The 22,462-nt window shown below is 69.4% G+C and carries 27 protein-coding genes; 19 read left to right on the plus strand and 8 right to left on the minus strand.

All coding sequences use genetic code 11. The features are described 5' to 3' along the window. Positions 1-14 precede the first annotated feature (14 nt). From AB0436_RS13720 to AB0436_RS13730, 3 genes are all read left to right on the plus strand, one after another. Positions 15-1,796: a DEAD/DEAH box helicase gene (locus AB0436_RS13720; protein ID WP_366468038.1), complete on the plus strand. Its 1,782-nt coding sequence runs from the start codon at positions 15-17 to the stop codon at positions 1,794-1,796. A 312-nt stretch (positions 1,797-2,108) separates the two neighbouring features. Further along, positions 2,109-2,750, plus strand: coding sequence for a helix-turn-helix domain-containing protein (locus AB0436_RS13725; protein ID WP_366468039.1), 642 nt, complete (start codon positions 2,109-2,111; stop codon positions 2,748-2,750). A 46-nt stretch (positions 2,751-2,796) separates the two neighbouring features. After that, positions 2,797-3,585 carry a S16 family serine protease gene (locus AB0436_RS13730; protein WP_366468041.1) on the plus strand — a complete coding sequence of 263 codons (789 nt, stop codon included), beginning with the start codon at positions 2,797-2,799 and terminating at the stop codon, positions 3,583-3,585. A 53-nt stretch (positions 3,586-3,638) separates the two neighbouring features. Here the strand turns inward: AB0436_RS13730 and AB0436_RS13735 are convergent, their stop codons facing one another. Next, a complete protein-coding gene (locus tag AB0436_RS13735) occupies positions 3,639-4,115 on the minus strand; it encodes an Lrp/AsnC family transcriptional regulator (RefSeq protein ID WP_366468042.1) in 477 nt (158 codons plus the stop codon). A gap of 132 nt (positions 4,116-4,247) precedes the next feature. Here AB0436_RS13735 and hppD point away from each other — a divergent pair, with 132 nt between their 5' ends. Further along, a complete protein-coding gene (hppD, locus tag AB0436_RS13740; RefSeq protein WP_366468043.1) occupies positions 4,248-5,393 on the plus strand; it encodes a 4-hydroxyphenylpyruvate dioxygenase in 1,146 nt (381 codons plus the stop codon). An 87-nt stretch (positions 5,394-5,480) separates the two neighbouring features. Here the strand turns inward: hppD and AB0436_RS13745 are convergent, their stop codons facing one another. From AB0436_RS13745 to AB0436_RS13755, 3 genes are read right to left on the minus strand one after another with little or no spacing between them, the layout of a single operon-like run. Then, positions 5,481-6,467 carry an SRPBCC family protein gene (locus AB0436_RS13745; RefSeq protein WP_366468044.1) on the minus strand — a complete coding sequence of 329 codons (987 nt, stop codon included), beginning with the start codon at positions 6,465-6,467 and terminating at the stop codon, positions 5,481-5,483. Between the two features lie 5 nt (positions 6,468-6,472). Next, positions 6,473-7,102, minus strand: a complete 630-nt coding sequence (locus AB0436_RS13750) for a hypothetical protein (protein WP_366468045.1) — start codon at positions 7,100-7,102, stop codon at positions 6,473-6,475. A 12-nt stretch (positions 7,103-7,114) separates the two neighbouring features. Further along, positions 7,115-7,579 (minus strand): Asp23/Gls24 family envelope stress response protein, encoded by a 465-nt coding sequence (locus AB0436_RS13755; RefSeq protein ID WP_366468046.1) that lies wholly within the window; start codon positions 7,577-7,579, stop codon positions 7,115-7,117. Between the two features lie 206 nt (positions 7,580-7,785). Here AB0436_RS13755 and AB0436_RS13760 point away from each other — a divergent pair, with 206 nt between their 5' ends. The 9 genes from AB0436_RS13760 to AB0436_RS13800 all read left to right on the plus strand — a co-directional run bounded on the left by AB0436_RS13760 (position 7,786) and on the right by AB0436_RS13800 (position 12,653). Next, positions 7,786-8,055 carry a gas vesicle protein gene (locus AB0436_RS13760; RefSeq protein ID WP_365850800.1) on the plus strand — a complete coding sequence of 90 codons (270 nt, stop codon included), beginning with the start codon at positions 7,786-7,788 and terminating at the stop codon, positions 8,053-8,055. A gap of 40 nt (positions 8,056-8,095) precedes the next feature. Then, positions 8,096-8,548, plus strand: a complete 453-nt coding sequence (locus tag AB0436_RS13765; RefSeq protein WP_366468047.1) for a gas vesicle structural protein GvpA — start codon at positions 8,096-8,098, stop codon at positions 8,546-8,548. A 3-nt stretch (positions 8,549-8,551) separates the two neighbouring features. Further along, the gene (locus AB0436_RS13770) at positions 8,552-9,292 is read left to right on the plus strand and encodes a GvpL/GvpF family gas vesicle protein (protein WP_366468048.1); all 741 of its coding nucleotides are present in this window, start codon (positions 8,552-8,554) and stop codon (positions 9,290-9,292) included. Position 9,293: 1 nt separating this feature from the next. After that, positions 9,294-9,542, plus strand: coding sequence for a gas vesicle protein GvpG (locus tag AB0436_RS13775; protein WP_366468049.1), 249 nt, complete (start codon positions 9,294-9,296; stop codon positions 9,540-9,542). Further along, positions 9,539-9,892: a gas vesicle protein gene (locus tag AB0436_RS13780; RefSeq protein WP_366468050.1), complete on the plus strand. Its 354-nt coding sequence runs from the start codon at positions 9,539-9,541 to the stop codon at positions 9,890-9,892. The genes AB0436_RS13775 and AB0436_RS13780 overlap by 4 nt, the downstream gene beginning before the upstream one ends. After that, positions 9,889-10,719: a GvpL/GvpF family gas vesicle protein gene (locus tag AB0436_RS13785; protein WP_366468051.1), complete on the plus strand. Its 831-nt coding sequence runs from the start codon at positions 9,889-9,891 to the stop codon at positions 10,717-10,719. The genes AB0436_RS13780 and AB0436_RS13785 overlap by 4 nt, the downstream gene beginning before the upstream one ends. Continuing rightward, entirely contained in the window at positions 10,703-10,933 is a 231-nt protein-coding gene (locus AB0436_RS13790; RefSeq protein WP_366468052.1) for a gas vesicle protein, read from the plus strand. Before AB0436_RS13785 ends, AB0436_RS13790 begins: the two co-directional genes overlap by 17 nt. Then, positions 10,930-11,214 (plus strand): gas vesicle protein K, encoded by a 285-nt coding sequence (locus AB0436_RS13795; RefSeq protein ID WP_366468053.1) that lies wholly within the window; start codon positions 10,930-10,932, stop codon positions 11,212-11,214. The genes AB0436_RS13790 and AB0436_RS13795 overlap by 4 nt, the downstream gene beginning before the upstream one ends. A 71-nt stretch (positions 11,215-11,285) precedes the next feature. Beyond that, entirely contained in the window at positions 11,286-12,653 is a 1,368-nt protein-coding gene (locus tag AB0436_RS13800) for an FAD-linked oxidase C-terminal domain-containing protein (RefSeq protein WP_366468054.1), read from the plus strand. Between the two features lie 25 nt (positions 12,654-12,678). Here the strand turns inward: AB0436_RS13800 and AB0436_RS13805 are convergent, their stop codons facing one another. After that, positions 12,679-13,158 carry an SsgA family sporulation/cell division regulator gene (locus AB0436_RS13805; RefSeq protein WP_366468055.1) on the minus strand — a complete coding sequence of 160 codons (480 nt, stop codon included), beginning with the start codon at positions 13,156-13,158 and terminating at the stop codon, positions 12,679-12,681. A 211-nt stretch (positions 13,159-13,369) separates the two neighbouring features. On the opposite strand from AB0436_RS13805, the gene AB0436_RS13810 reads away from it, so the two are divergent. Together AB0436_RS13810 and AB0436_RS13815 are read left to right on the plus strand one after the other, a co-directional pair. Continuing rightward, a complete protein-coding gene (locus AB0436_RS13810) occupies positions 13,370-14,785 on the plus strand; it encodes an RDD family protein (protein WP_366468057.1) in 1,416 nt (471 codons plus the stop codon). Between the two features lie 65 nt (positions 14,786-14,850). After that, a complete protein-coding gene (locus AB0436_RS13815) occupies positions 14,851-15,579 on the plus strand; it encodes an RDD family protein (RefSeq protein ID WP_366468058.1) in 729 nt (242 codons plus the stop codon). Here the strand turns inward: AB0436_RS13815 and AB0436_RS13820 are convergent. Further along, positions 15,565-15,894 (minus strand): hypothetical protein, encoded by a 330-nt coding sequence (locus AB0436_RS13820; protein WP_366468059.1) that lies wholly within the window; start codon positions 15,892-15,894, stop codon positions 15,565-15,567. The two genes, AB0436_RS13815 and AB0436_RS13820, sit on opposite strands and share 15 nt — an antisense overlap. A gap of 469 nt (positions 15,895-16,363) precedes the next feature. Between AB0436_RS13820 and AB0436_RS13825 the strand changes: the two genes are divergently transcribed. Together AB0436_RS13825 and AB0436_RS13830 are read left to right on the plus strand one after the other, a co-directional pair. Next, positions 16,364-18,721: an immune inhibitor A domain-containing protein gene (locus AB0436_RS13825; RefSeq protein ID WP_366468310.1), complete on the plus strand. Its 2,358-nt coding sequence runs from the start codon at positions 16,364-16,366 to the stop codon at positions 18,719-18,721. Positions 18,722-18,843: 122 nt separating this feature from the next. Then, a complete protein-coding gene (locus AB0436_RS13830; RefSeq protein WP_366468311.1) occupies positions 18,844-19,140 on the plus strand; it encodes a hypothetical protein in 297 nt (98 codons plus the stop codon). A gap of 58 nt (positions 19,141-19,198) precedes the next feature. On the opposite strand, the gene AB0436_RS13835 is transcribed toward AB0436_RS13830, so the two are convergent. Both AB0436_RS13835 and AB0436_RS13840 read right to left on the minus strand, forming a co-directional pair. Further along, positions 19,199-19,783: an isochorismatase family protein gene (locus tag AB0436_RS13835; RefSeq protein WP_366468060.1), complete on the minus strand. Its 585-nt coding sequence runs from the start codon at positions 19,781-19,783 to the stop codon at positions 19,199-19,201. Between the two features lie 102 nt (positions 19,784-19,885). After that, positions 19,886-21,214, minus strand: coding sequence for a nicotinate phosphoribosyltransferase (locus AB0436_RS13840; protein ID WP_366468061.1), 1,329 nt, complete (start codon positions 21,212-21,214; stop codon positions 19,886-19,888). 80 nt (positions 21,215-21,294) lie between these two features. Here AB0436_RS13840 and clpS point away from each other — a divergent pair, with 80 nt between their 5' ends. Beyond that, the gene (gene clpS, locus AB0436_RS13845; RefSeq protein WP_366468062.1) at positions 21,295-21,609 is read left to right on the plus strand and encodes an ATP-dependent Clp protease adapter ClpS; all 315 of its coding nucleotides are present in this window, start codon (positions 21,295-21,297) and stop codon (positions 21,607-21,609) included. Further along, positions 21,609-22,244, plus strand: a complete 636-nt coding sequence (locus AB0436_RS13850; protein WP_366468063.1) for a DUF2017 domain-containing protein — start codon at positions 21,609-21,611, stop codon at positions 22,242-22,244. The genes clpS and AB0436_RS13850 overlap by 1 nt, the downstream gene beginning before the upstream one ends. Positions 22,245-22,462: the final 218 nt, after the last annotated feature.

A 22,462-nucleotide genomic window follows, 5' to 3' on the forward strand; every position in this document is an offset into this window, starting at 1 on the left:
CCGATTCGGAGACCGTGACTACTACCGCCTCCCACCACCTCTCACCCGCCTTCCCCGGCCGCGCCCCCTGGGGCACGGCCGGCAAGCTGCGTGCCTGGCAGCAGGGGGCTCTCGACCGCTACCTGCAGGAACAGCCCCGGGACTTCCTCGCGGTGGCGACACCCGGCGCCGGGAAGACCACCTTCGCGCTGACGCTCGCCTCCTGGCTGCTGCACCACCATGTGGTGCAGCAGATCACCGTCGTGGCGCCCACCGAGCATCTGAAGAAGCAGTGGGCGGAGGCCGCGGCCCGGATAGGTATCAAGCTCGATCCGGATTACAGCGCGGGGCCGCTGAGCAAGGAGTACGACGGCGTCGCGGTCACCTACGCGGGCGTCGGCGTACGCCCGATGCTGCACCGCAACCGCTGCGAGCAGCGCAAGACGCTCGTCATCCTGGACGAGATCCACCACGCGGGCGACAGCAAGTCCTGGGGCGAGGCCTGCCAGGAGGCGTTCGACCCGGCGACTCGCCGGCTCGCCCTCACCGGTACGCCGTTCCGCTCGGACACCAACCCGATCCCCTTCGTCGCGTACGAGGAGGGCAACGACGGCATCCGCCGGTCATCCGCCGACTACACGTACGGCTACGGCAACGCCCTCGCCGACGGTGTCGTCCGCCCCGTCATCTTCCTCTCGTACAGCGGCAACATGCGCTGGCGCACCAAGGCGGGCGACGAGATCGCCGCCCGGCTCGGCGAGCCGATGACCAAGGACGCGATCGGTCAGGCCTGGCGCACCGCGCTCGCCCCCACCGGCGAGTGGATCCCGAACGTGCTGCGCGCCGCCGACCAGCGCCTTACCGAGGTGCGCAAGGGCATCCCGGACGCGGGCGGTCTGGTCATCGCGTCCGACCAGGACACGGCCCGCGAGTACGCCAAGATCCTGCGGAAGATCACCGGCGACCGGCCGGCCGTGGTGCTCTCCGACGAGAAGGCCGCCTCGAAGAAGATCGACAAATTCGCCGCCGACGATTCCCGTTGGATGGTCGCGGTCCGGATGGTGTCGGAGGGCGTCGACGTGCCCCGCCTCGCGGTCGGCGTCTACGCCACCACCATCTCGACGCCGCTCTTCTTCGCCCAGGCGGTGGGCCGTTTCGTGCGGTCCCGCAGGCGCGGCGAGACCGCGTCCGTCTTCGTGCCGACGATCCCGATGCTCCTCGACTTCGCGAACGAGATGGAGGTCGAGCGGGACCACGTCCTCGACAAGCCGAAGAAGGGCAGCGACGAGGAGAACCCGTTCGCCGAGGAGGACCAGCTGCTCGCCGACGCCGAGAAGCCGGAGGACGAGGAGACCGAGGAGCAACTCCCCTTCGAGGCCCTCGAGTCCGACGCGGTCTTCGACCGGGTGCTGTACGACGGCGCCGAGTTCGGTATGCAGGCGCACCCCGGCAGCGAGGAGGAGCAGGACTACCTCGGCATCCCCGGCCTGCTGGAGCCGGACCAGGTCCAGCTGTTGCTCCAGAAACGGCAGACCCGGCAGATCGCACACAGCCGCCAGAAACCGGCCGCCGAGGCCGACCTGCTGGAGAAGGCCGCCGAGGCGCGTCCGGTGGTCACCCACAAACAGCTGCTCGAACTGCGCAAGCAGCTCAACACCATGGTCTCCGCCTACACCCACCAGAGCGGCAAACCGCACGGCGTGATCCACACCGAGCTGCGCCGCACCTGCGGCGGGCCGCCGAGCGCGGAGGCGACCGCGGGCCAGCTCAAGCAACGCATCACCAAGGTCCAGGAGTGGGCCACCCGCATGCGGTGACGCCCGACGACGGGCAGCAGAGCTCCGCCGTGGTGCACACCGGAGAGAGGTGGCATTCCGGTCACCAAGTGCCACGCTTCCGTCAAGATCAGGGCAATCCTCGTCTTGACTGCCCGGATTCTGGACGAGCTCTTCCGCTGAGCGGACCGGCTCGCTACTGTCCCGGAAACGCATACGCCCCGTGGCAGTGTCGCCTCGGAGCGCAGCCGGTGCCATGGGCCCGCCGGCGGCCTCTGCGCGCGTCACCGATGGGACCGGTGGCGCGATCTCCGTGGTTGAGCCGTCGCGGCCACCACTTAAGGAGTGGGCGTCGTGACCGCCGAGACTTCTCAGACGCTCGATCGGGGACTCCGTGTCCTCAAGCTGCTAGCCGACACCGACCACGGGCTGACCGTCACCGAGTTGTCCAACAAACTCGGTGTCAACCGCACCGTGGTCTACCGACTGCTGGCCACCCTCGAACAGCACACCCTGGTCCGCCGGGACCTGGGCGGGCGGGCCAGGGTCGGCCTCGGCGTGCTGCGGCTCGGCCGCCAGGTGCATCCGCTGGTGCGGGAGGCGGCGCTGCCCGCGCTGCGCTCGCTCGCCGAGGACATCGGCGCCACCGCGCACCTCACCCTGGTCGACGGATCGGACGCGCTGGCTGTCGCCGTGGTCGAACCGACCTGGACCGACTACCACGTGGCGTACCGGGCGGGCTTCCGCCACCCGCTGGACCGGGGCGCGGCCGGCCGGGCGATCCTGGCGTCGCGCCAGGGGATGCTCGAAGGCCCCGGCTACACGCTGACCCACGGTGAACTGGAGGCCGGCGCGAGTGGCGCGGCCGCTCCGCTGACGGGCGTGACCGGGCTGGAGGGCAGCGTGGGCGTGGTGATGCTCGCCGACTCGGTGCCCGAGCGGGTCGGTGCACGGGTGGTCGACGCGGCCCGGGAGGTCGCGGACGCGTTGCGGTGACCACCGGCCTCGCGGGGCGCCGCACCCCGCCCGATACATTGATTCCGTGTTTCTCCGCCACCCGCGCCACCGCGCCCTCACCGCCTGCACCGTTCTCGTACTCGCGCTCTTCGGCACGGCCGCCTTCGCGCCGCTGCCGTTCTCGGTGGCGCAGCCGGGGCTGACCGCCGACGTCCTGGGGAAGGACGACGGCACGCCGGTGATCACCGTCAGTGGCGTGCCCGTCCGGGCCACCACGGGGCAACTGCGGATGGTCACCATCGCGGCGACCGGTCCCTCCACCGACGTGCATCTCGGCCAGGTGATCGACGGCTGGTTCCGGACCGACCGGGCGGTGATGCCCCGCGAAGCGGTGTACCCGACGGGCGGCAGCGATGCCGAGATCGAACGGCACAATCTCGCCGAGATGAAGGAGTCGCAGGACAGCGCCACCCAGGCCGCTCAGGGCTACCTCGGCGGCAGCTCGGCCAAGGCCCGCGTCACCCTGCGGCTCGCCGATGTCGGTGGCCCCAGCGCCGGGCTGCTCTTCTCCCTCGGCATCGTCGACAAACTCCGCGGCGACGGGCACGGCGGCGACCTCACCGGGGGGAAGACCATTGCGGGGACCGGCACCATCAGCGCGGACGGAAAGGTCGGCGCGGTCGGCGGAGTACCGCTGAAGACCCAGTCCGCCGCCCGTGACGGCGCCACCGTCTTCCTGGTGCCGAAGGCCGAATGCGCGGACGCCCGGTCGGAGCTCCCGCACGGACTGCGGCTGGTCCCGGTCACCACGCTGAAGGGCGCGGTGTCGGCGCTCCTCGCCCTGAAGAAGGGCGGCTCGGTTCCGAGCTGCTGACCCCCGTCAACGTTCGGCCTCGACGGTCGGCGTCCACGGTCGGCGGCGCGACGTCAGAGACCGCCGCCCCGGCTCGCCTGCTCGACCAGCGGGATGATCCGCAGCGGGACCGCGTTCTCCATGACGATCGCCGTGGAGGCGCGGACGATGCCGTCGAAACCCACCACCAGGTCGATCACGCGCTGGAGATCGGCGTTGGACCTGGCCACCAGACGGCACAGCATGTCGCCGTGTCCCGTCGTGGTGTGCAGTTCCAGTACCTCGGGCACCGAGGTCAGGTGCGACCGGACGTCCGCTCCCTGGCCCTGCTTGATCTCCAGGGTGGCGAACGCCGTCACCGGATACCCGAGTGCGGCAGGGTCGACGTCCGGTCCGAACCCGCGGATGACGCCATGGGACTGGAGCCGGTCCAGCCGGGCCTGCACGGTCCCACGGGCCACGCCGAGCCGCCGGGACGCCTCCAACACGCCGATCCGCGGCTCGCGCGCCAGCAGCACGATCAGCCGCCCGTCGAGTTCGTCGATGCCCATGGCCGCTCCCGATGGCTACGAAGGTGGTCACCCTGTACAGATCTACCGGCCGTCCGGGTCGGTGGCTGGGCAGATTGCCCAGCATAATCGCCAACTGTTGCGCACCTTGCGATGTGGGGTGACGCTGCTCTCATGACTGAGACCACCCAGCACACCCCCGAAACCGCGCGCGAGGCCGACCCCTTCCCGGTCAAGGGAATGGACGCGGTCGTCTTCGCCGTGGGCAACGCCAAGCAGGCCGCGCACTACTACGCGACCGCCTTCGGTATGAAGCTCGTCGCCTACTCCGGACCGGAGAACGGCAGCCGCGAGACCGCGAGTTACGTCATGACGAGCGGCTCGGCCCGTTTCGTGTTCACCTCCGTCATCAAGCCCACGACCGACCAGGGCCGCTTCCTGGCCGGCCATGTCGCCGAGCACGGCGACGGCATCGTCGACCTCGCCATCGAGGTCCCCGACGCCCGCGCCGCCTACGCCTACGCCACCGCGCACGGAGCCACCGGCCTGCAGGAGCCCTACGAGCTCAAGGACGACCACGGCACGGTCGTGCTGGCCGCCATCGCCACCTACGGCACGACCCGCCACACCCTGGTGGAACGTGCCGGTTACGACGGCCCGTACCTGCCGGGCTTCGTCGCCGCCGACCCGATCGTCGAGCCGCCCGCCCGCCGCACCTTCCAGGCCATCGACCACTGCGTCGGCAACGTGGAACTCGGCAAAATGAACGAGTGGGTGGCGTTCTACAACAACGTCATGGGCTTCACCAACATGAAGGAGTTCGTCGGCGACGACATCGCCACCGAGTACTCCGCCCTGATGTCCAAGGTCGTCGCCGACGGCACCCTCAAGGTGAAGTTCCCGATCAACGAGCCCGCGGTCGCGAAGAAGAAGTCGCAGATCGACGAGTACCTGGAGTTCTACGGCGGTGCGGGCGTCCAGCACATCGCCCTGGCCACCAACGACATCGTCGCCTCGGTACGTGCCATGCGGGCGGCCGGCGTGCAGTTCCTGGACACCCCCGACTCGTACTACGACACGCTGGGCGAGTGGGCGGGCGAAACCCGCGTCCCCGTCGAGACGCTGCGCCAGGAGAAGATCCTCGTCGACCGCGACGAGGACGGTTACCTGCTGCAGATCTTCACCAAGCCGGTGCAGGACCGGCCGACGGTCTTCTTCGAGATGATCGAGCGGCACGGGTCGATGGGATTCGGCAAGGGGAACTTCAAGGCACTGTTCGAGGCGATCGAGCGGGAGCAGGAGCGGCGCGGAAACCTGTAGTCGCGCCGCACCCAGTCATTATCGGGTGGCGTCCACCGGCCCTGTTCCCGGCTCCCCAAGCGCCGGGAACAGGGCCTGCTGCTCGGGTCACTCCTCGTCCTCTTCGTCCTCTTCCTCTTCGTCCTCGTCGTCCTCCTCTTCTTCCTCGTCCTCGTCCTCGTCTTCGTCCTGCTCCTCGTCGTCTTCCGGCTCCTCGTCCGGCTCCTCTTCCTGCTCCTCGTCCGGTTCTTCGTCGTCCCGCTCGTCGTCCTCGATGGCGTCTTCGTGGCTCCGGACGACTTCGCCGTCACGGATTTCGCCGCGCCAGCCTTCGACGTCCTCGTCGTCGGTGAGGGTGGCGTGCCGCTGGAAGTGCTTCAGGTCCAACCGCAGCCGGCGTCCCTGCGCACGCCAGATGTTGCCGGTCTTCTCGAAGAATCCGGACGGGGTGTACTCGACGACGGCGATGACACGGGTCAGGCTCGGGGCCAGTTCGTGAAAGGTGATGGCGCCGTGGGTCGTTCCCTTACCGCCCTCGGAGGTCCAGACGATGCGGTCGTCGGGGACCTGCTCCTGCACTGTGGCCTTCCAACTGCGGTTGGAGAAGGCGATTTTGAGTTTCCAGTCACTCTCGATCTCGTCCGACTTGGAGACGCTGGTGACGCCCTTGGTGAAGGAGTTGAACTCCTCGATCTCGGTCCATCGGTCGTACACCGTACGCAGGGGTTTGCCCACGTCGATGAACTCCACGATGTTGGTCACCTTGGGGCTCCCGGATTTCCCGCCCCCGCCGCCGAACGCGTTCTTGACCGAATCCACGGCCTTGTCCTTCATCGCGCCGGCCTTCTCGCCGACGAATGCCTTGACCGGGTTCTCACCCCCGATGACCCGCTTTCCGACGTCCAGGAGGCCGCCGCCCCCGTCTCCGTCGTCTTCGGCTGAGTCACCGAGGCCCTGGGCGAGTTCGTTGAGCTTCCCCCCGGCGGAATCCAGCAGCCGCTGCCCCTGGGCCCCGACGTAGGCGGACAGTTGCTCCTTGACCTGATCCAGGCCGGACGCACTCTTGTCCGTGGGGTCGTCCTCCTGCTTGGCCATGAGAGCTACCTCCTACGGCTGTTGCGGTTCGCGGACTTTTTCGCAGCGGACTTTTTCGTAGCGGACTTCTTCGGACTGGCCTTCTTCGCAGCGGCCTTTTTCGGCGGGGGCTTCTTGGCGGCGGTCTTTTTGGCGGGTGCGGGTGCCTTCTTCGCCGCCGGACGCTTCGCCGGACGACGGCGAGGACGTTCCTCTTCTTCCTCTTCTTCCTCTTCCTCCCCCTCCTCTTCGTCGTCTTCGTCTTCGTCTTCGTGCTCCGGCTCTTCCTGCTCCGGCTCTTCGCCCTCCTCCTCGTCGTCTCTCTCCTCTTCGTCGGCCGGAGGCTCCTGCAGTGCCTCGGTCCGCTGCTGGAGAGCGTCGGCGACGGCTTCGAGGCGACGGTTGGCTGTCGCCGACAGCGCTGCGCGCCCGGCATCCAGTACGTCACCCCGTGCTTGCTTGATCAGCGGCGCCACCTGGGGGTTCTCTGCCAGCTTGCGGGCGCCGAGGGTGACGAGTTCCCGTGGATTGAGCGGCAACTGCTGTCCTGCTACGAGGGAAGCGAGGCCGAGGGCCAGCTTCCCCTTCTTTGTTCGGCCAAGGACATAGCCCGCCGCCACAGCCGCGGCGACAGAGGCCTTTTTGCTGTTCTCCATGCGTGCCTCCCCTTAGCGGACCCGCTCGTTCCGGCCGCCGCTGCCCTCGTCGTCGCTCTCGTCGTCCGATCCGGGCAGATGGACGTCGAGCACACTGATGTTGATCTCGACGACTTCCAGGCCCGTCATCGTCTCCACGGCGTCCGTCACCCGACTGCGTATCTCCTTTGCCGCGTCCGCGATGGGCTCGCCGTATTCGACGATCACGTCCAGGTCGATCGCGGCCTGTTTCTCGCCGACTTCGACCTTGACGCCCCGACCCGGATCGGATGATTTGGCGACCCTGTCGCGCACGGAGCCCAGCGCCCGCGAAGCGCTGCCGCCCACGGCGTAGATTCCCTGCGTCTCGCGGACCGCGATGCCCGCGATGGTCGCGACGACGGTGTCGGCGATGGTGGTGGTGCCGCGTGTTTCCCGTTCGCCACTTCTGGCGGCGAGCGGACTGTTGCCGTTGCTGGTGAAGTCGGTGGCGGCCATCGAAGATCCTCCAGAGAGAAAAAGGGAGATGTGTCTGCGAGTGGCAAAGGAATGCCGCAGCGAGTGCTCTTCCCGCACTGCGGTGCGCACCCCCTATCCAATGTCCTCCGGCCTTCGGCAAGCCGCCATTCGTGTGGTTCACGGGCGGCCCCCGTTCGGTCCATCACCGCATGCGGGGCGACCGCACGGTCAGCAGACTGACGTACATGCCGGAGCAGCAGGTAAAAGGAGCGGAGGAGGCGGCGGAGCGTGCTGTCAAGTCCCTGAAGAGGTTGATCAACCACAGGGCTGAAGGCGTCTCCGCCGTCTCACGGACCGACGACGGCTGGCACGTCGACGTGGATGTGCTGGAACTCCCGCGCATTCCCGATACGACCAGCCTCCTCGCCACATATGAAGTGGATCTCGACAAGGGCGGCGCCCTGCTCCAGTACCGCCGAGTCCGCCGCTACCGCCGCGGTCAGGCGGACACATGAGCGCCCGCCACCAGAGCCGATCCGGAGAGATGGTCATCCCTTGAGCACATACAGCGAGGAGGTTGTCCGCGTTCCGCGCGCCGGAAGCCTCTATGACGTCCTGGAACTCATTCTCGACCGCGGCATGGTCATCGACATCTTCGTGCGCGTATCGCTGGTCGGCATCGAAATCCTGAAGATCGATGCACGGATCGTCGTCGCCAGCGTCGACACCTATCTGCGGTTCGCCGAAGCCTGCAACCGGCTCGATCTGGAAAACGATGAGACCAGCAGGACCGTGCCCGAGCTGTTCGGTGGCGGAATGAGCAGCGTACGGAAAGCCGGGGCCAAGAAGGCCGCGAGTTCCGTGGGCGACAAGGTGAAGAAGGCCGTCGGAGCGGGTGACGATGACGACGAGGACGCGGCGGAGGAAGCCCGCCCGCGCCGCGCCAAGGCATCCCGTTCGCGAAGCACCGACAGCGAACGCACCCGCCGTCACCGAGAGGAGCGCTGACCGATGACCGCTTCAGGCGTCTACGTGTACGGCATCGTCGGCAGCGCCCACCCGCTCGGCTCCGGGGTCCGGGGCGTCGGAGAGCCGCCGGCCACGGTCCGGCTGCTGCCGGCCGGGGAACTGGCGGTCGTGGTCAGTGCGGCTCATCCGGGGCTCAGGGCCCGGCGCCGCGACCTGATGGCGCACCAGGACGTGCTGCTGAAGCTGGCCCAGGCCGGACCGGTGCTGCCCATGCGTTTCGGCGTGGTCGCGCCGGACGAGGCGACGGTGCTGGCCGATGTCGCGGCGCGCGCTGACGAGCACGCCGCGGTCCTGGAACGGCTGGATGACCGCATCGAGATGAACGTCAAGGTCACGCCGGTGCAGGACAATCTGGCGGCACTGATCCGCGAGGACCCGGTGGTGCGGAGGATGCGCGAGGAAACCCGTCGCCACCCCGGTTACGAAGCCAACGTCCGGCTGGGCGAAGCCGTAGCGGTCGGCCTGCGGCGTCGGGCCGGGGTGGCTTCGGCCCGATTGCCCGCCGAATTCGCCGAGATCGCCGAAGAGATGCGAACGGGCCCGGACGTGGACGGCTGCGTGCTGAATGCCTCGTTCCTGCTCCGGCGGCGCGACGAGGGGCCTTTCCGTGCCGTCGCCGAGCGCTTCGCCGCGGACCACCTGGACCGGCTGGAACTGCGGGTGACCGGGCCGTTGCCCTGTTACAGCTTCGTGGGCTCGGAACGCGTACCGGCCAAGGCCTGACATGGGGCTGCTCTCCAGCGTGCTGCTCCTCCCGCTGGCGCCGGTCCGCGGCGTGGTCTGGGTGTCCGACCGTCTCATCGACGCGGCGGAGGCGGAGCTCTACGACCCCGGGGTGATCCGCGCGCGGCTCGCGGCGCTGAACCGCGCCCTGGACGACGGTGAGATCGACCTTGCGGAGTTCGAACGTGAGGAAGAGCGGCTGCTGGACCTGCTCGAAAGGAAGCCGATCGCACCTGGAGGCGGACCGTGACGGAACTGGACAGCTGGAGCTCGGCGGCCCCGTCGCATCCTCCCTCCACGGTCAACCTGGCCGAGATCCTGGAACGGGTGCTGGACAAGGGCATCGTCATCGCCGGCGACATCAAGATCGATCTACTGGACATCGAACTGCTGACGATTCGGCTGCGGCTGTTCATCTCGTCCGTGGAGACCGCGAAGAAGGCAGGCATCGACTGGTGGGAGACCGACCCCGCCCTCTCCTCGCGCGCCGCGCACAACGCCCTGTCCGAGGAGAACCAGCGGCTGCGCGAACGGATCGAGGCCTGGGAGGGCGACGACAGCCGTGCAGCGGGCAGCGGAAGGGAACTGCATCGCCGATGACCGTGTCGCCAGCCACCTACGTCTTCGCCGTGTGCGGGCCGGACCATCCCCGGGCACTCGGCTCGGCCGGCGGGCATCCGGAGGGCGGCCCGCTGCGTTTCCTGCCGATCGGCTCGCTGCGGGCCGTGGTCCAGGACGTGCCGGCGGCAGCCTTCGCCGAGGCCGCGCTGCGGGAGCGGCTCGCCGACGCGGCCGAACTCGAACGCTGTGCGCGGACCCACCACGACGTCGTCAGCGCGGCTGCCGCGGGCGGCCCCGCGGTGCCGCTCCCGCTGGCCACGCTCTACCGCGGCGACGAGCGGGCCGCCGCCGCCCTCGCGGAGAACCAGGAACGGTTCCGTGCGGTGCTCGACCGCATCGCGGGGCGAGCCGAATGGGCCGTCAAGGTCTACCTGACACAGCCCGCACGCCCGGCACCGCCCACCCGCCCGGACCGGCCGCTCACCCACCCGGACCGGCCCCCCGCGCAGGCGCCGCCCGAGACGTCCGGACGGGCGTACCTGAACCGCCTGCGCGGCCGCCAACAGCTGCGCGAGCGGCAGCGGGAGAACGCACTGGCCGCGGCCGAGCGGGTGGACAGCGCGGTGCGGCAGATCGCGGCCGGCTCGGTCCGCCGGCGTCCGCACGGCCCCGAGGTGACCGGCCACGACCGCACCCAGATCATGAACGCCGCCTATCTGATCGCCCGGGACCGAAGCGACGAGCCGGCCGCCACGATCGGGCGGCTGCGCGGCGCCCCGGGCTTCGACGACGTCGAGATCGACGTGTCCGGGCCCTGGGCCCCGTACTCCTTCACGGATGGAGACGAACGTGCCGGGCACCACTGACCCCGTGCCCTGGCAGGGCCCGGAAGCCACGGCGCCGATCGGCGTTCCCCTGGTCGACCTGCTCGACCGGGTGCTCGGCACCGGCGTGGTCATCAGCGGAGACCTGGTGATCGCCATCGCGGAGGTACCGCTGGTCCGCCTCTCCCTGCACGCCCTGCTCGCGTCCGTCAGCGAACGCGTTCCCGCGCCCTGGGCCGATGGAGGACCCCTGTGACCGACACCCGGCTGGACCTCGACCCGCACAGCGTCGGCCGCGATCTGGCGTCGCTGGTACTGACCGTCGTCGAGCTGCTCAGACAACTGATGGAGCGGCAGGCGATCCGCCGGTTCGACAGCGGAGAGCTGACCGAGGAGCAGGAGGAACGTGTGGGGACCACGCTGATGCTTCTCGACGAGCGGATGACGGAACTCTGCGCACTGCACGGGCTGCGCCGCGAGGACCTCAACCTGGACCTCGGCCCGCTCGGCACCCTGCTGTCCTACGAAGCCCGGTGACCCCGGCGCCGTCCCGGTCGCCGGCGGCTCCGCCCCTTCCCAGCGGAGCGCCCCGGTGTCACGCTGGGATCATGAACGATCTGCTCGAACAGCTGCGCGCCGGGCTCCCCGCGGAAGCCCTGGTCACCGACCCCGACGTGATGACCTCGTACGCCCACGACATGGCCGGCTTCTGCGAGGCCGGCGCCCCGGCCGTGGTCGTCCTGCCGCACACCGTCGAGCAGGTCCAGCATGTGATGCGGACCGCCACCGCCCTCCGGACTCCGGTCGTCCCGCAGGGCGCCCGCACCGGGCTCTCCGGCGCCGCCAACGCCAGTGACGGCTGCATCGTGCTGTCGCTGGTCAAGATGGACCGGATCCTGGAGATCAGCCCGGTCGACCGGATCGCGGTCGTCGAACCGGGCGTCGTCAACGCGGTGCTTTCCCGCGCCGTCGCCGAACAGGGCCTGTACTACCCGCCGGACCCGTCCAGCTGGGAGATGTGCACCATCGGCGGCAACATCGGCACGGCGGCCGGCGGCCTGTGCTGCGTGAAATACGGGGTGACCGCCGAATACGTCCTGGGGCTCGATGTGGTGCTCGCCGACGGCCGGCTGCTCAGCACGGGCCGCCGCACCGCCAAGGGAGTCGCGGGTTACGACCTGACCCGTCTCTTCGTCGGCTCCGAGGGCAGTCTCGGCATCGTCGTGCGGGCCGTGCTCGCCCTGAAGCCGGCCCCGCCGCAGCAGCTGGTGCTGGCCGCCGAGTTCTCCTCCGCCACGGACGCCTGCGACGCGATCTGCCGGATCATCGAGGGGGGCCACACGCCGTCACTCCTCGAACTCATGGACCGTACGACCATCCACGCGGTCAACAGGATGGCGAACATGGGCCTCCCGGAGACCACCGAGGCCCTGCTGCTCGCCGCCTTCGACACCCCCGACCCGGCGGCCGACCTGGCAGCGGTGGGGGTGCTCTGCACGGCGGCCGGGGCCACCGAGGTGGTGCCCGCCGAGGACGCAGCCGAGTCCGAACTCCTGCTGCAGGCCCGGCGGATGTCCCTCACCGCGCTCGAGACGGTCAAACCGGCCACCATGATCGACGACGTCTGTGTGCCCCGTTCCCAGCTCGGCGCGATGCTCGACGGCACGTCGGCCATCGCCGACAAGTACGGCCTGACCATCGGTGTCTGCGCTCATGCGGGCGACGGCAACACCCATCCGGTGGTCTGCTTCGACCAGGAGAACCCCGACGAGTCGCGCAGGGCCCGTGAATCCTTCGACGAGATCATGGCGCTCGGCCTGCAACTCGGCGGCACGATCACCGGCGAACACGGCGTCGGACTGCTCAAGAAGGAGTGGCTGGCGCGTGAGCTCGGCCCGGTCGGCCTGGAACTGCAACGCGGGGTCAAGCAGGCCTTCGACCCGCTGGGTCTGCTCAACCCCGGCAAGCTGTTCTGACCGCGGCCACCGGCGCGCGGGCCGTTCACTGGCTCTCGTCGTCGGCGGACTCCTCGGACGGCCACGGGTCGCTCAGCCAGAGATCGTCCGCAGGCAGCGGGCTGAGCAGCGCGGTCAGTCCTTCTTCGAGGCCGAGCCGGTCGCCCTCCGACCCCGGTGGCACCGCCCGCAGGGTCCGCTCCAGCCAGGCGGAGACCTGCGCGGCGGGCGCCTCCAGCAGCGCGTTCCCGTCCGGCGATGTCAACGCGATGCAGATGATGCTCCTGCCGTCCACCTTGGTGGGCCAGATCCGGACGTCACCGTGTCCGCACGGCCGGAACACCCCCTCGACGAGCAGCTCGCGGGCGAACGTCCAGTTCACCGGGGCCTCGGAGCAGATGTGAAAGCTGACGTGCACGGCGTAGGGGTCCTCCGTGCGGTAGGTCAGCCGGGCGGGGACCGGGATGCTGCGCTCCGGCGACAGCACCAGCATGAGCTCCAGTTCACGTTCCACCACGGTGTGCATGGCGTGCCCTTCCTCTCCTTGTAAGGATGGCCCGACGACGGGCCGCACAGGGTGAGAGCACCTTGCCCGGCAGTTATGACGCGGGTTTCGAGGATGATGTGCCGATGACCGGAAAGTGGTCGATGCGGCAGGACCGGTCCGTGGTCGTGCGGCGGTCTGATACATGTGGAGCCCTGCATTGCGGCTCTCGAGGAGATACGGGACCACGGAGATGAGCGCCCCCACCCCGGCCACCGGCGACGGCAGCCCCACACCCGGCTACTACCCGGACCCATCGATCCCCGGATACGTGCGGTACTGGAACGGTGGCTCCTGGGTGCCCGGCACGAGCCGCCCTGCCCCCGAGGACGGCACCGCGGACGGCAACCCGGCCACGCCGGTGCCGCCCCGCGGCATCGCGCCCGCTGCGGCCCCTGCTGTGCCCGTTGTGCCCGCTGTGGAGGAGACCGGACCGGTCTTCTTCGACGAGGAACCGGAGTACGACAACCGCCAGGAGCCCTCGTCCGCCTGGCAGGCCGACGCCTCACGCCAGGCCGGCTTCGGTGGGGAGCGCGACCGCCGGGTCTCCTGGGGCAGCCCGGACCCCCGCACGCCGGCGGAAGCGCCCGCCGCGGAGCAGCCCACCGGGCAGCAGCCGGGCAGGCCCGCGCTCCCGGCCGGCCGGAAGGAGTCCGGCGTGCCGTCGGACACCGTCGCGCTCCGCGCGCTGCGTCCGCAGGGACCGGGCGGAACGGGCCGCACGAGCAGGACGGACGGCACGATGTCCATCCGGGCCGTGCGCCCGCAGTCCCAGCAGCAGTCACCCCAGCAACACCAGCCCCAGCCCCAGCCCCAGCAGCCCCAGCCCCAGCAGCCCCAGCCACCGCAGCCTCAGCAGACCGCCCCGCCGCAGGTCCCCGCCCAACAGCAGGCCCGGCAACAGGCGCCGCAGCCCGCGCCTCCGCAGCCGCAACTGCCCTCGCAGGCGCGCCCTCAGGCGCTCGGCGCCCCGACCACCCCCGGTCCGGGCGGCGGGGCCGCCTCCTGGCCGCAGCAGGTGCAGCAGCTGGCCAGGCCCGGTGCGGAGTCCGAGGAGCAGGGGCTGCCGCCCTGGAAGCCGGTGGTCGAGGACCCCTTCCTGCAGGCCGCTCGGGCCCAGGCGTCCGCCCGTCCCGCGAGTTTCGGCAAACGGCTGGCAGCGCGGCTGATCGACGCCGTTCTCCTGGGCGCGGTCGTCGGCGCGGTGGCCGTGCCGTTCGTGACGAAGGCGGCGGACCACATCAGCAGCAAGATCGACGAGGCCAAACTGTCCGGCACCACCGTCACGGTCTGGCTGCTGGACGGGACGACGGCCGGCTGCCTCGGCGTCGTCATCGGCGCCTTCCTGGTGCTCGGGCTGCTCTACGAAGCGCTGCCGACCGCCAAGTGGGGGCGCACCCTGGGCAAGAAGCTGTGCGGCATCCAGGTGCGCGGAATGGAGACCTATGAACCGCCGACCTTCACCGTCGCGCTGACCCGCTGGCTGGTCTACGGCGTGCTGAGCCTGCTGGTCATCGGTGTGGTCAATGTGCTCTGGTGCCTGTTCGACCGGCCATGGCGGCAGTGCTGGCACGACAAGGCGGCGCGGACCTTCGTGGCGGTCGGCTGACGGGTCGTCACTCGTACGGCCTTTGACCGGATGCGGGGCTCTGCCCGGCGCGGTCGACTCGGGCCATGAGCACCGATCCCCCTCCGTCCGGCCCGTCTCCCGAGGACGACCCGTTCCGCAAGAAGCCGCGGGACGACGTTCCGCCGCCGCCGGGCAACCCGTACGACAACCCGCCGCACGGCTCCACGCCGCCCGGTGGCGGCCCGTACGGCGGCGGAGGACCTCAGCCGCCGCCACCCCCGCCCGGCGGCGGCTCCGGCGGCCCCTACGGCGCTCCGCCCCCGCCGTACGACCCGAACGCCTACGGCGGCGGATACGGCGGCAGCGATCCCCTCGCCGGGATGCCGCCGCTCGCGCCGAGCGGTAAGCGGGTGCTGGCCCGGATCGTCGACATCGTGATCGTCGCCGTGTTCGTCTGGCTGCTCTCGCTGGCGTTCGGCGGGTTCCGGTACGACTACACCACCGACAATGTGGCGTACGGCCGGGAGGTCGGCCAGAGCGTGCTCGCGGCGATTCTCTACGTCGGCTACGACACGTTCATGATGTCCCGGGGCAGCGGCCAGACCTACGGCAAACGCCTGCTGAAGCTGCGCACCGCGAATCTCAACGACGGCACCACACCCACCGTGCAGTCGGCGTTCGTACGGGCTCTGGTGCTGTGGCTGCCCGCGGTCTTCTGCTGCGCCTGCATCTGGACCGCGATCTGCGGCGGTTGGAGCTTCTTCGACCGGCCCTACAAACAGGGCCTGCACGACAAGGCGGCCAAGACGGTGGTGGTGTCAGCTCCGCAGTGAGTGCTCGCCGACCCGGTCCGCCCGGCCGGTGGGTGCCGTCACGCGTACGGCGGCCGGCGCGGTCGCCGGTACGGAAACGGCGGCCCGGCCCGTGCCGTCCTGAACCGCGCCGTCCTGAGCTCCGGCCTCCGCCGCGCGTGCCGCCCTCGGCATGGGCACGGTCGTGGCGACCAGGAGCCCGAGGATCCACGCCGCCAGGACGATGACGGCGACGCCGAGGCCCGAAGTGGTACGGGAGAGCAGCAGCATCGCCAGCGTGGAGAAGACGACGGTGGCCGAACCATAGGCGAGCTGTGCGGCAGTCGGACGCGGCATGGCGATATCCGTCCTAGGGACAGCAGTGGGCGGTCGATTCGACAGAGCGGACTGGTACCACTCCCGGCACCGGCACGCCGTCGAAAGACTCTAATCCGACGCATGCCCGAGCGGAACCGATAGTAAGCGTGACCTAACCCACGGTGCCGATGCACAGGGGGCGCACGGAGTCATTTCGCCGACCAAGTGCTGGGACGGGCGCGCCCGTTGACTGCGTGTGAGGTCGATGGGGAGGGTGGGACGCCCCGATCCGGAGTCCGTCCGGGAGCTGTCCGAGGACCGTCCGGATACCGGAAGTCGCGCCCTGCATAGTGCAATTGGTGTGTCCAAGTCAAGGTCTGTCTTTTCTCTCGCACCTTCGATCGAATGTCGTCACTTGCGACTTGTTCGGGGAGGACAGCACCAAGTGAATATCAAGAGACGGGCGACGACCCGCGCGGGCACCGTACTCGTGGCCATCGCCGCGACCATGGCGACCACCGCGGCGTACGCCACGGCCCAGGCCGACACCAAGGCGCCCACGGCATCCACGGCGCCGGCGGCCAAGAAGATCGATCGCCGGGACCCCGGGACCGGGATCAAGGGCGGGCACGACAACATCCAGAGCGCCCTCAGCCGACAGCAGGACGAACAGCACCAGGCAGCGCTCGAGCAGGTCATAGCGGGCCACAAGAAGGTCCAGTCGAAGCACGGTTCGCAGGTGGTGCGCCTCGACGACAAGAAGTACGTCGAGCTCGGCCGGGAGAAGACCGACAAGATCTTCACGATCCTGGCGCAGTTCGGCACCAAGGTCGACGACACCACGATGTACGACCCGGACGGCCCCGACGGCCCGAAGCCGCCGGTCAAGAAGTACGGCGGCACGCCCGGCCCCGCGCACAACGAGATCGCCCAGCCGGACCGCAAGAAGGACAACAGCACCGCCTGGCAGGCCGACTACAACCGCGACCACTTCCAGAACCTGTACTTCGGTACCGGCAAGGGCACCGAGTCGCTGAAGACCTTCTACGAGAAGAACTCGTCGGGCCGTTACTCGGTCGAGGGCGATGTCTCCGACTGGGTCACCGTCCCGTACAACGAGGCGCGCTACGGGTCCAACTACTGCGGCTCCACCATCTGCGCCAGCGCCGGTGACCTGGTGCGCGACGGCGTCAACGCGTGGGTCGCGGCACAGAAGGCCGCCGGCCAGACCGACGCCCAGATCAAGGCGACGCTGGCCACCTACGACCAGTGGGACCGCTACGACTACGACGGCGACGGCAACTTCAACGAGCCCGACGGCTACATCGATCACTTCCAGATCGTGCACGCCGGCGAGGACGAGTCGGCCGGCGGCGGCGTGCAGGGCACCGACGCTCTCTGGGCGCACCGCTCGTACGTGTACGGCACGGACGCCGGCAAGACCGGCCCGGCCGACAACGAGGCCGGCGGCACCCCGATCGGCGACACCGGCATGTGGGTCGGCGACTACACGATGCAGCCGGAGAACGGCGGTCTCGGTGTCTTCGCCCACGAGTACGGCCACGACCTGGGCTTGCCCGACGAGTACGACACCACCAACACCGCTGAGAACTCGGTCGGTTTCTGGTCGCTGATGTCGGCGGGTTCCTGGCTGAGCACCGGTGACAACGCCATCGGCAACATGCCGGGCGACCTGTCCGCCTGGGACAAGCTCCAGCTGGGCTGGCTCAACTACGGCGAGGCCAAGGCCGCCACGTCGTCGACCACCAAGCTGGGCGTCTCGGAGTACAACACCAAGAACAAGCAGGCGCTGGTCGTCTCGCTGCCGGACAAGCCGGTCACCACGACCATCGTCAAGCCGGCCGAGGGCACCAAGCAGTGGTGGAGCGGGATGGGTGACAACCTCTCCAACACCCTGACCCGTTCCGTCGACCTGACCGGTAAGTCCAAGGCTTCACTGGACCTTTCCGGCTGGTGGGACATCGAGAAGGACTACGACTACCTCTACACCGAGGTGTCGACGGACGGTGGCGCCGACTGGACCGCCATCGACGGCACGGCCGACGGCGCGCAGATCCCGCGCGACGGCGGCGACAAGCCCGCGCTGACCGGCTCGTCCACCGCGTACAAGAACCTCTCGTACCCGCTCGACGCCTACGCGGGCAAGAAGATCCAGCTGCGCTTCCGCTACGCGTCCGACGGCGGTGTGGCGGGCAAGGGCTTCGCGGCCGACGCGATTTCGGTGAACGCCGACGGCGCGCCGCTCTTCACGGACAACGCCGAGACGGACGACGCGGGTTGGACCGCTTCGGGCTTCTCGCGCATCGCCGAGTCCTTCACCAAGGACTACCCGCAGTACTACATCGCGGAGAACCGCCAGTACGTCTCGTTCGACCAGACGCTCAAGACGGGCCCGTACAACTTCGGCTTCTCGAAGACCCGCCCGGACTGGGTGGAGTACTACCCGTACCAGCGCGGCCTGATGATCTGGCAGTGGGACACCTCGCAGCCCGACAACAACGTCAGCGCGCACCCCGGCCAGGGCCAGATCCTGCCGATCGACTCGCACGCCAAGCCGCTGAAGTGGTCGGACGGCACGGTCATGCGGAACAAGATCCAGCCCTTCGACGCGCCGTTCAGCTGGTACCCGACGAGTGGGTTCACCCTGCACAACGCGGACGTCGCCACGCGGATCCACCCGCAGCTGGGTGTTCCGGTCTTCGACGACCACAAGGGTACGTACTGGTACGAGCAGAACAAGACCGGCAGCGTCCAGGTTACTGACACCAACACCCGGATCACGATCCTGCAGCAGCCGCTGAGCGGCTCGACGATCACGGTCCACGTCGGCCCCTCGCACCACTGACGCACATCTCTGCAGGTCAAGCCATGATCGGCCGTCGCCCTCTAGCGGGCGGCGGCCGATCGTGTTTAGGTGCGTCTGCACAGCTCTTATTGACACGAGGTCTCATGGGGGAGATGAACGGTATGCCAGGTGGCGGATTCACCAGACTTCCGAGCGGTAGCGTGGTGGTCGCACTCACCCTGCCGAGCCCGGACCGGCTGACCGAGGTGCGCGTCCTGGTCCGCGCGGCGAACCGCGCCCGCGCGCTGACCCGCCTACGGAATCTGGGCCTCCGCGCGGTCTACCTCCGCGGCAACACCCACCCACCGACCCCCGACGAGATCACCGCCGTCCTGCACCACCCGGACGGCCTCCTCTGGCGCACAACCCCCCAGAACCGCACAGAACTATGGCACCCCATCGGAGCACTACTCCGGTAGCCGCAGCCTTCGGCACTCACCGTGCGGCAAAATGCAGCTCCTCAGAAGCCGCACCCGCTCACACCACCGGCTTGCCCCGCAACTCCACCCCCGCCGACCGCATCTCATCCAGCGCCCGCCCCGTCGTCTCCGCGGCGACCCCCGCCGTAAGATCCAGCAGCACGGTGGTCGCGAACCCCGCCCCCACCGCGTCCAGCGCCGTGGCCCGTACGCAGTGGTCGGTGGCTATGCCGACCACGTCGACCGCGGTGATCTCCCGCGCCCGCAACCAGTCGGCCAGGGCGGCGCCGTTCTCGTCGACGCCCTCGAAGCCGCTGTAGGCCGCCGCGTACGCCCCCTTGTCGAAGACCGCGTCGATCGCCCCCGATGCGACGACCGGCGCGAAATTGGCGTGGAAGCCGACCCCCTCCGTGCCCGCCACACAATGCGGCGGCCAGGAGCGGACGTAGTCGGGGTGGGCCGAGAAGTGGTTGCCGGGGTCCACGTGGTGGTCGCGGGTGGCCACGACGTGTCGGTAGCAGGCGGGGGCCTGCCCGATCAGTTCCGTGATGGCGGCGGCGACATCCGCCCCGCCGGCGACGGCGAGGCTTCCGCCCTCGCAGAAGTCGTTCTGCACATCAACGACGATCAAGGCGCGATGCATGACGGATTCCCTCTGTCGCAAGACTGGTTGTCGCAAGACTGGCAGCTGTCGCAGGAGTGACAGCAGTAAGAGCAATAACAACGGTGGTATGCCCGTGGTGGCTCACGCGTACTCGGTGGGGATGACCGCCTCCCCCCGAGAAAGCTGAAGAGCCGACATCGGCAGCGTCGAGCGCACCGCGAGGTGCCGATCGCGCACCCGGTCCAGCGGCTCGCGCTCGATGACCGAGCCGCCCTTGACCAGCTGGACCTGCAATTGCCGGTCGGCCATGGCGGCCGGCACCGGGCCCGTGCCGATCACCTCGGCCTCGGCGACACCGTCCGCGTCCGTCCGGCGCGCGGCCCACTTGCGTCCGCCCCGTGAGGTCTTGGCGCCCAGCGACTTCTTCGCCACCGGCTGCAGCGGCGTCGCCGGGTCGGCCGACGTGGCGCGGGCCACCAGCTTGTAGACCATCGAGCAGGTGGGGTGCCCGCTGCCGGTGACGAGCTGGGTGCCCACTCCGTACGCGTCCACCGGCGCGGCGGCGAGCGAGGCGATGGCGTACTCGTCCAGGTCGGAGGTGACCACGATCTTGGTGTCGGTCGCCCCCAGCGTGTCCAGTTCCTTGCGCACCTTGTGCGCCACCAACAGCAGATCCCCCGAGTCGATGCGGACCGCGCCCAGTTCCGGCCCGGCGATCTCGACCGCGGCGCGGACCGCCTCCGCCACGTCGTAGGTGTCGACCAGCAGGGTGGTGCCGCGCCCGAGCGACTCGACCTGCGCGGTGAACGCCTGCCGCTCGTCGTCGTGCAGCAGGGTGAACGCGTGCGCGCTGGTGCCGACGGTGGGGATCCCGTAGCGGAATCCGGCCGCCAGGTCGGAGGTCGTGGAGAAGCCGCCGACGTACGCGGCGCGGGACGACGCCACCGCCGCCAGTTCATGCGTACGGCGTGCGCCCATCTCGATCAGCGGGCGTTCGCCGGCCGCCGTGGACATCCGGGAGGCCGCGGCGGCGATGGCCGAGTCGTGGTTGAGGATCGAGAGGATCACCGTCTCGAGCAGCACGCACTCGGCGAACGAACCCTCCACCCGCAGGATGGGGGAGCCCGGGAAGTAGACCTCGCCCTCCGGGTAGCCCCAGATGTCGCCGCCGAAGCGGTAGGACGTCAGCCATTCGGCCGTCGGCTCGTCCACGATCTTCTGCTCGTGCAGAAACCGCAGCTGCGTCTCGTCGAACCGGAAGTTCTCCACCGCGTCCAGCACGCGTCCGGTCCCGGCGACGACGCCGTACCGCCGTCCCTCGGGCAGCCGCCGGGTGAAGACCTCGAAGACCGAGCGCCGGTCTGCGCTGCCGGCCCGCAGCGCGGCCTGGAGCATGGTCAGCTCGTACTGGTCGGTGAAGAGCGCTGTCGACGGCACATCTACCGGCAGGCCAAGGTCCGAAGTGTTCATATGAGTGATGCTACCCCTATCTCGTCAGAGTGACGAGATCTATGGGCCGGTGTGTGCGCCGCCACTCCGCGGGTGGCAGCATGGGGTACGTGAGTGTCGCCCCCGTAGAGATCGAACGTCCTGAATCGGCCGAGGAGACCTTCGCCGTCCCCGAGCCCGACGTCCCGTGGGTGACGCTCGTCCACAATGACCCGGTCAACCTGATGAGCTACGTCGAATACGTCTTCCGGGCGTACTTCGGCTATGCGAAGGGGAAAGCACACAAACTGATGCTCGACGTGCACCAGAAGGGCCGGGCCGTGGTGTCCAGCGGCAGCCGCGAGGAGATGGAACGCGACGTGCAGGCCATGCACGGGTACGGCCTCTGGGCCACACTCACCCAGGACCGCAACTGATGGCCGGTCAGTTCGAACCGGTGAAGGGCGGCGGCGCGGCCGTCGCGCTGGACGAGGTCGAGATCTCCATCCTGCGCTCCCTCGTCGTCCAGTTGCTCGAGTTGGTGGGACCGGGAGACGAGCCGGCCGACGGCGAGGACGAGGACCCGCTGGCGGCGCTGTTCGCCGAGGGCCCGACCGAGGCGCCCGCCGACCCGGCGCTGGCCCGGCTCTTCCCCGACGCGTACGACGAGAAGGAGGCGGACTACTCGTCGGAGTTCCGCCGCTTCACCGAGAACGATCTGCGCGCCCGCAAGCGCGACGACGCGCTGGCGATGGTGCGGACCCTGGACGAGGCCGCCGCCGCACCGGCGCCCGGCGGTGCGACCCGCGGCGGCCACTGGGGCGGTGGCAAAAAGCGGGCCCGGTCCGCAGGAGCCGCGGTGGTCAGGCTGTCGCCCGAGGACTCGCTGCACTGGCTCGGCGCGCTCAACGACCTCAGGCTGACCATCGGCACCCGCCTGGAGGTCTCCGACGAGGACGAGAACGACGAGCTGTACCGGCTCCCGGACGACGACCCCCGCAAGCCGATGGTGATGGCCTACCTCTGGCTCGGCGCGCTCCAGGAGACCCTCGTCGGCACTCTGACGCCGTAACGGCGCCTGCCTCAACACGCCCGTCCGCTCAACGGACGCTCAAATCCGGATAACGATGCTGTCACTAAGGCGGAATGCTTTGCTCCGCCTGGTGCTTTTCATCCGGTTCTTCCAGTGGCGTGGATCACATTCCCATCGGACGATCACTCCTGTCGGCGTGATAGATCTGCACGATCACTCGGCGGGGCACCCCGTCCCCGAGGGCGTCAGGGGTGTCC

Origin of the sequence: Streptomyces sp. NPDC051322 (assembly GCF_040689485.1) — a bacterium.
Taxonomy (GTDB): Bacteria; Actinomycetota; Actinomycetes; order Streptomycetales; family Streptomycetaceae; genus Streptomyces.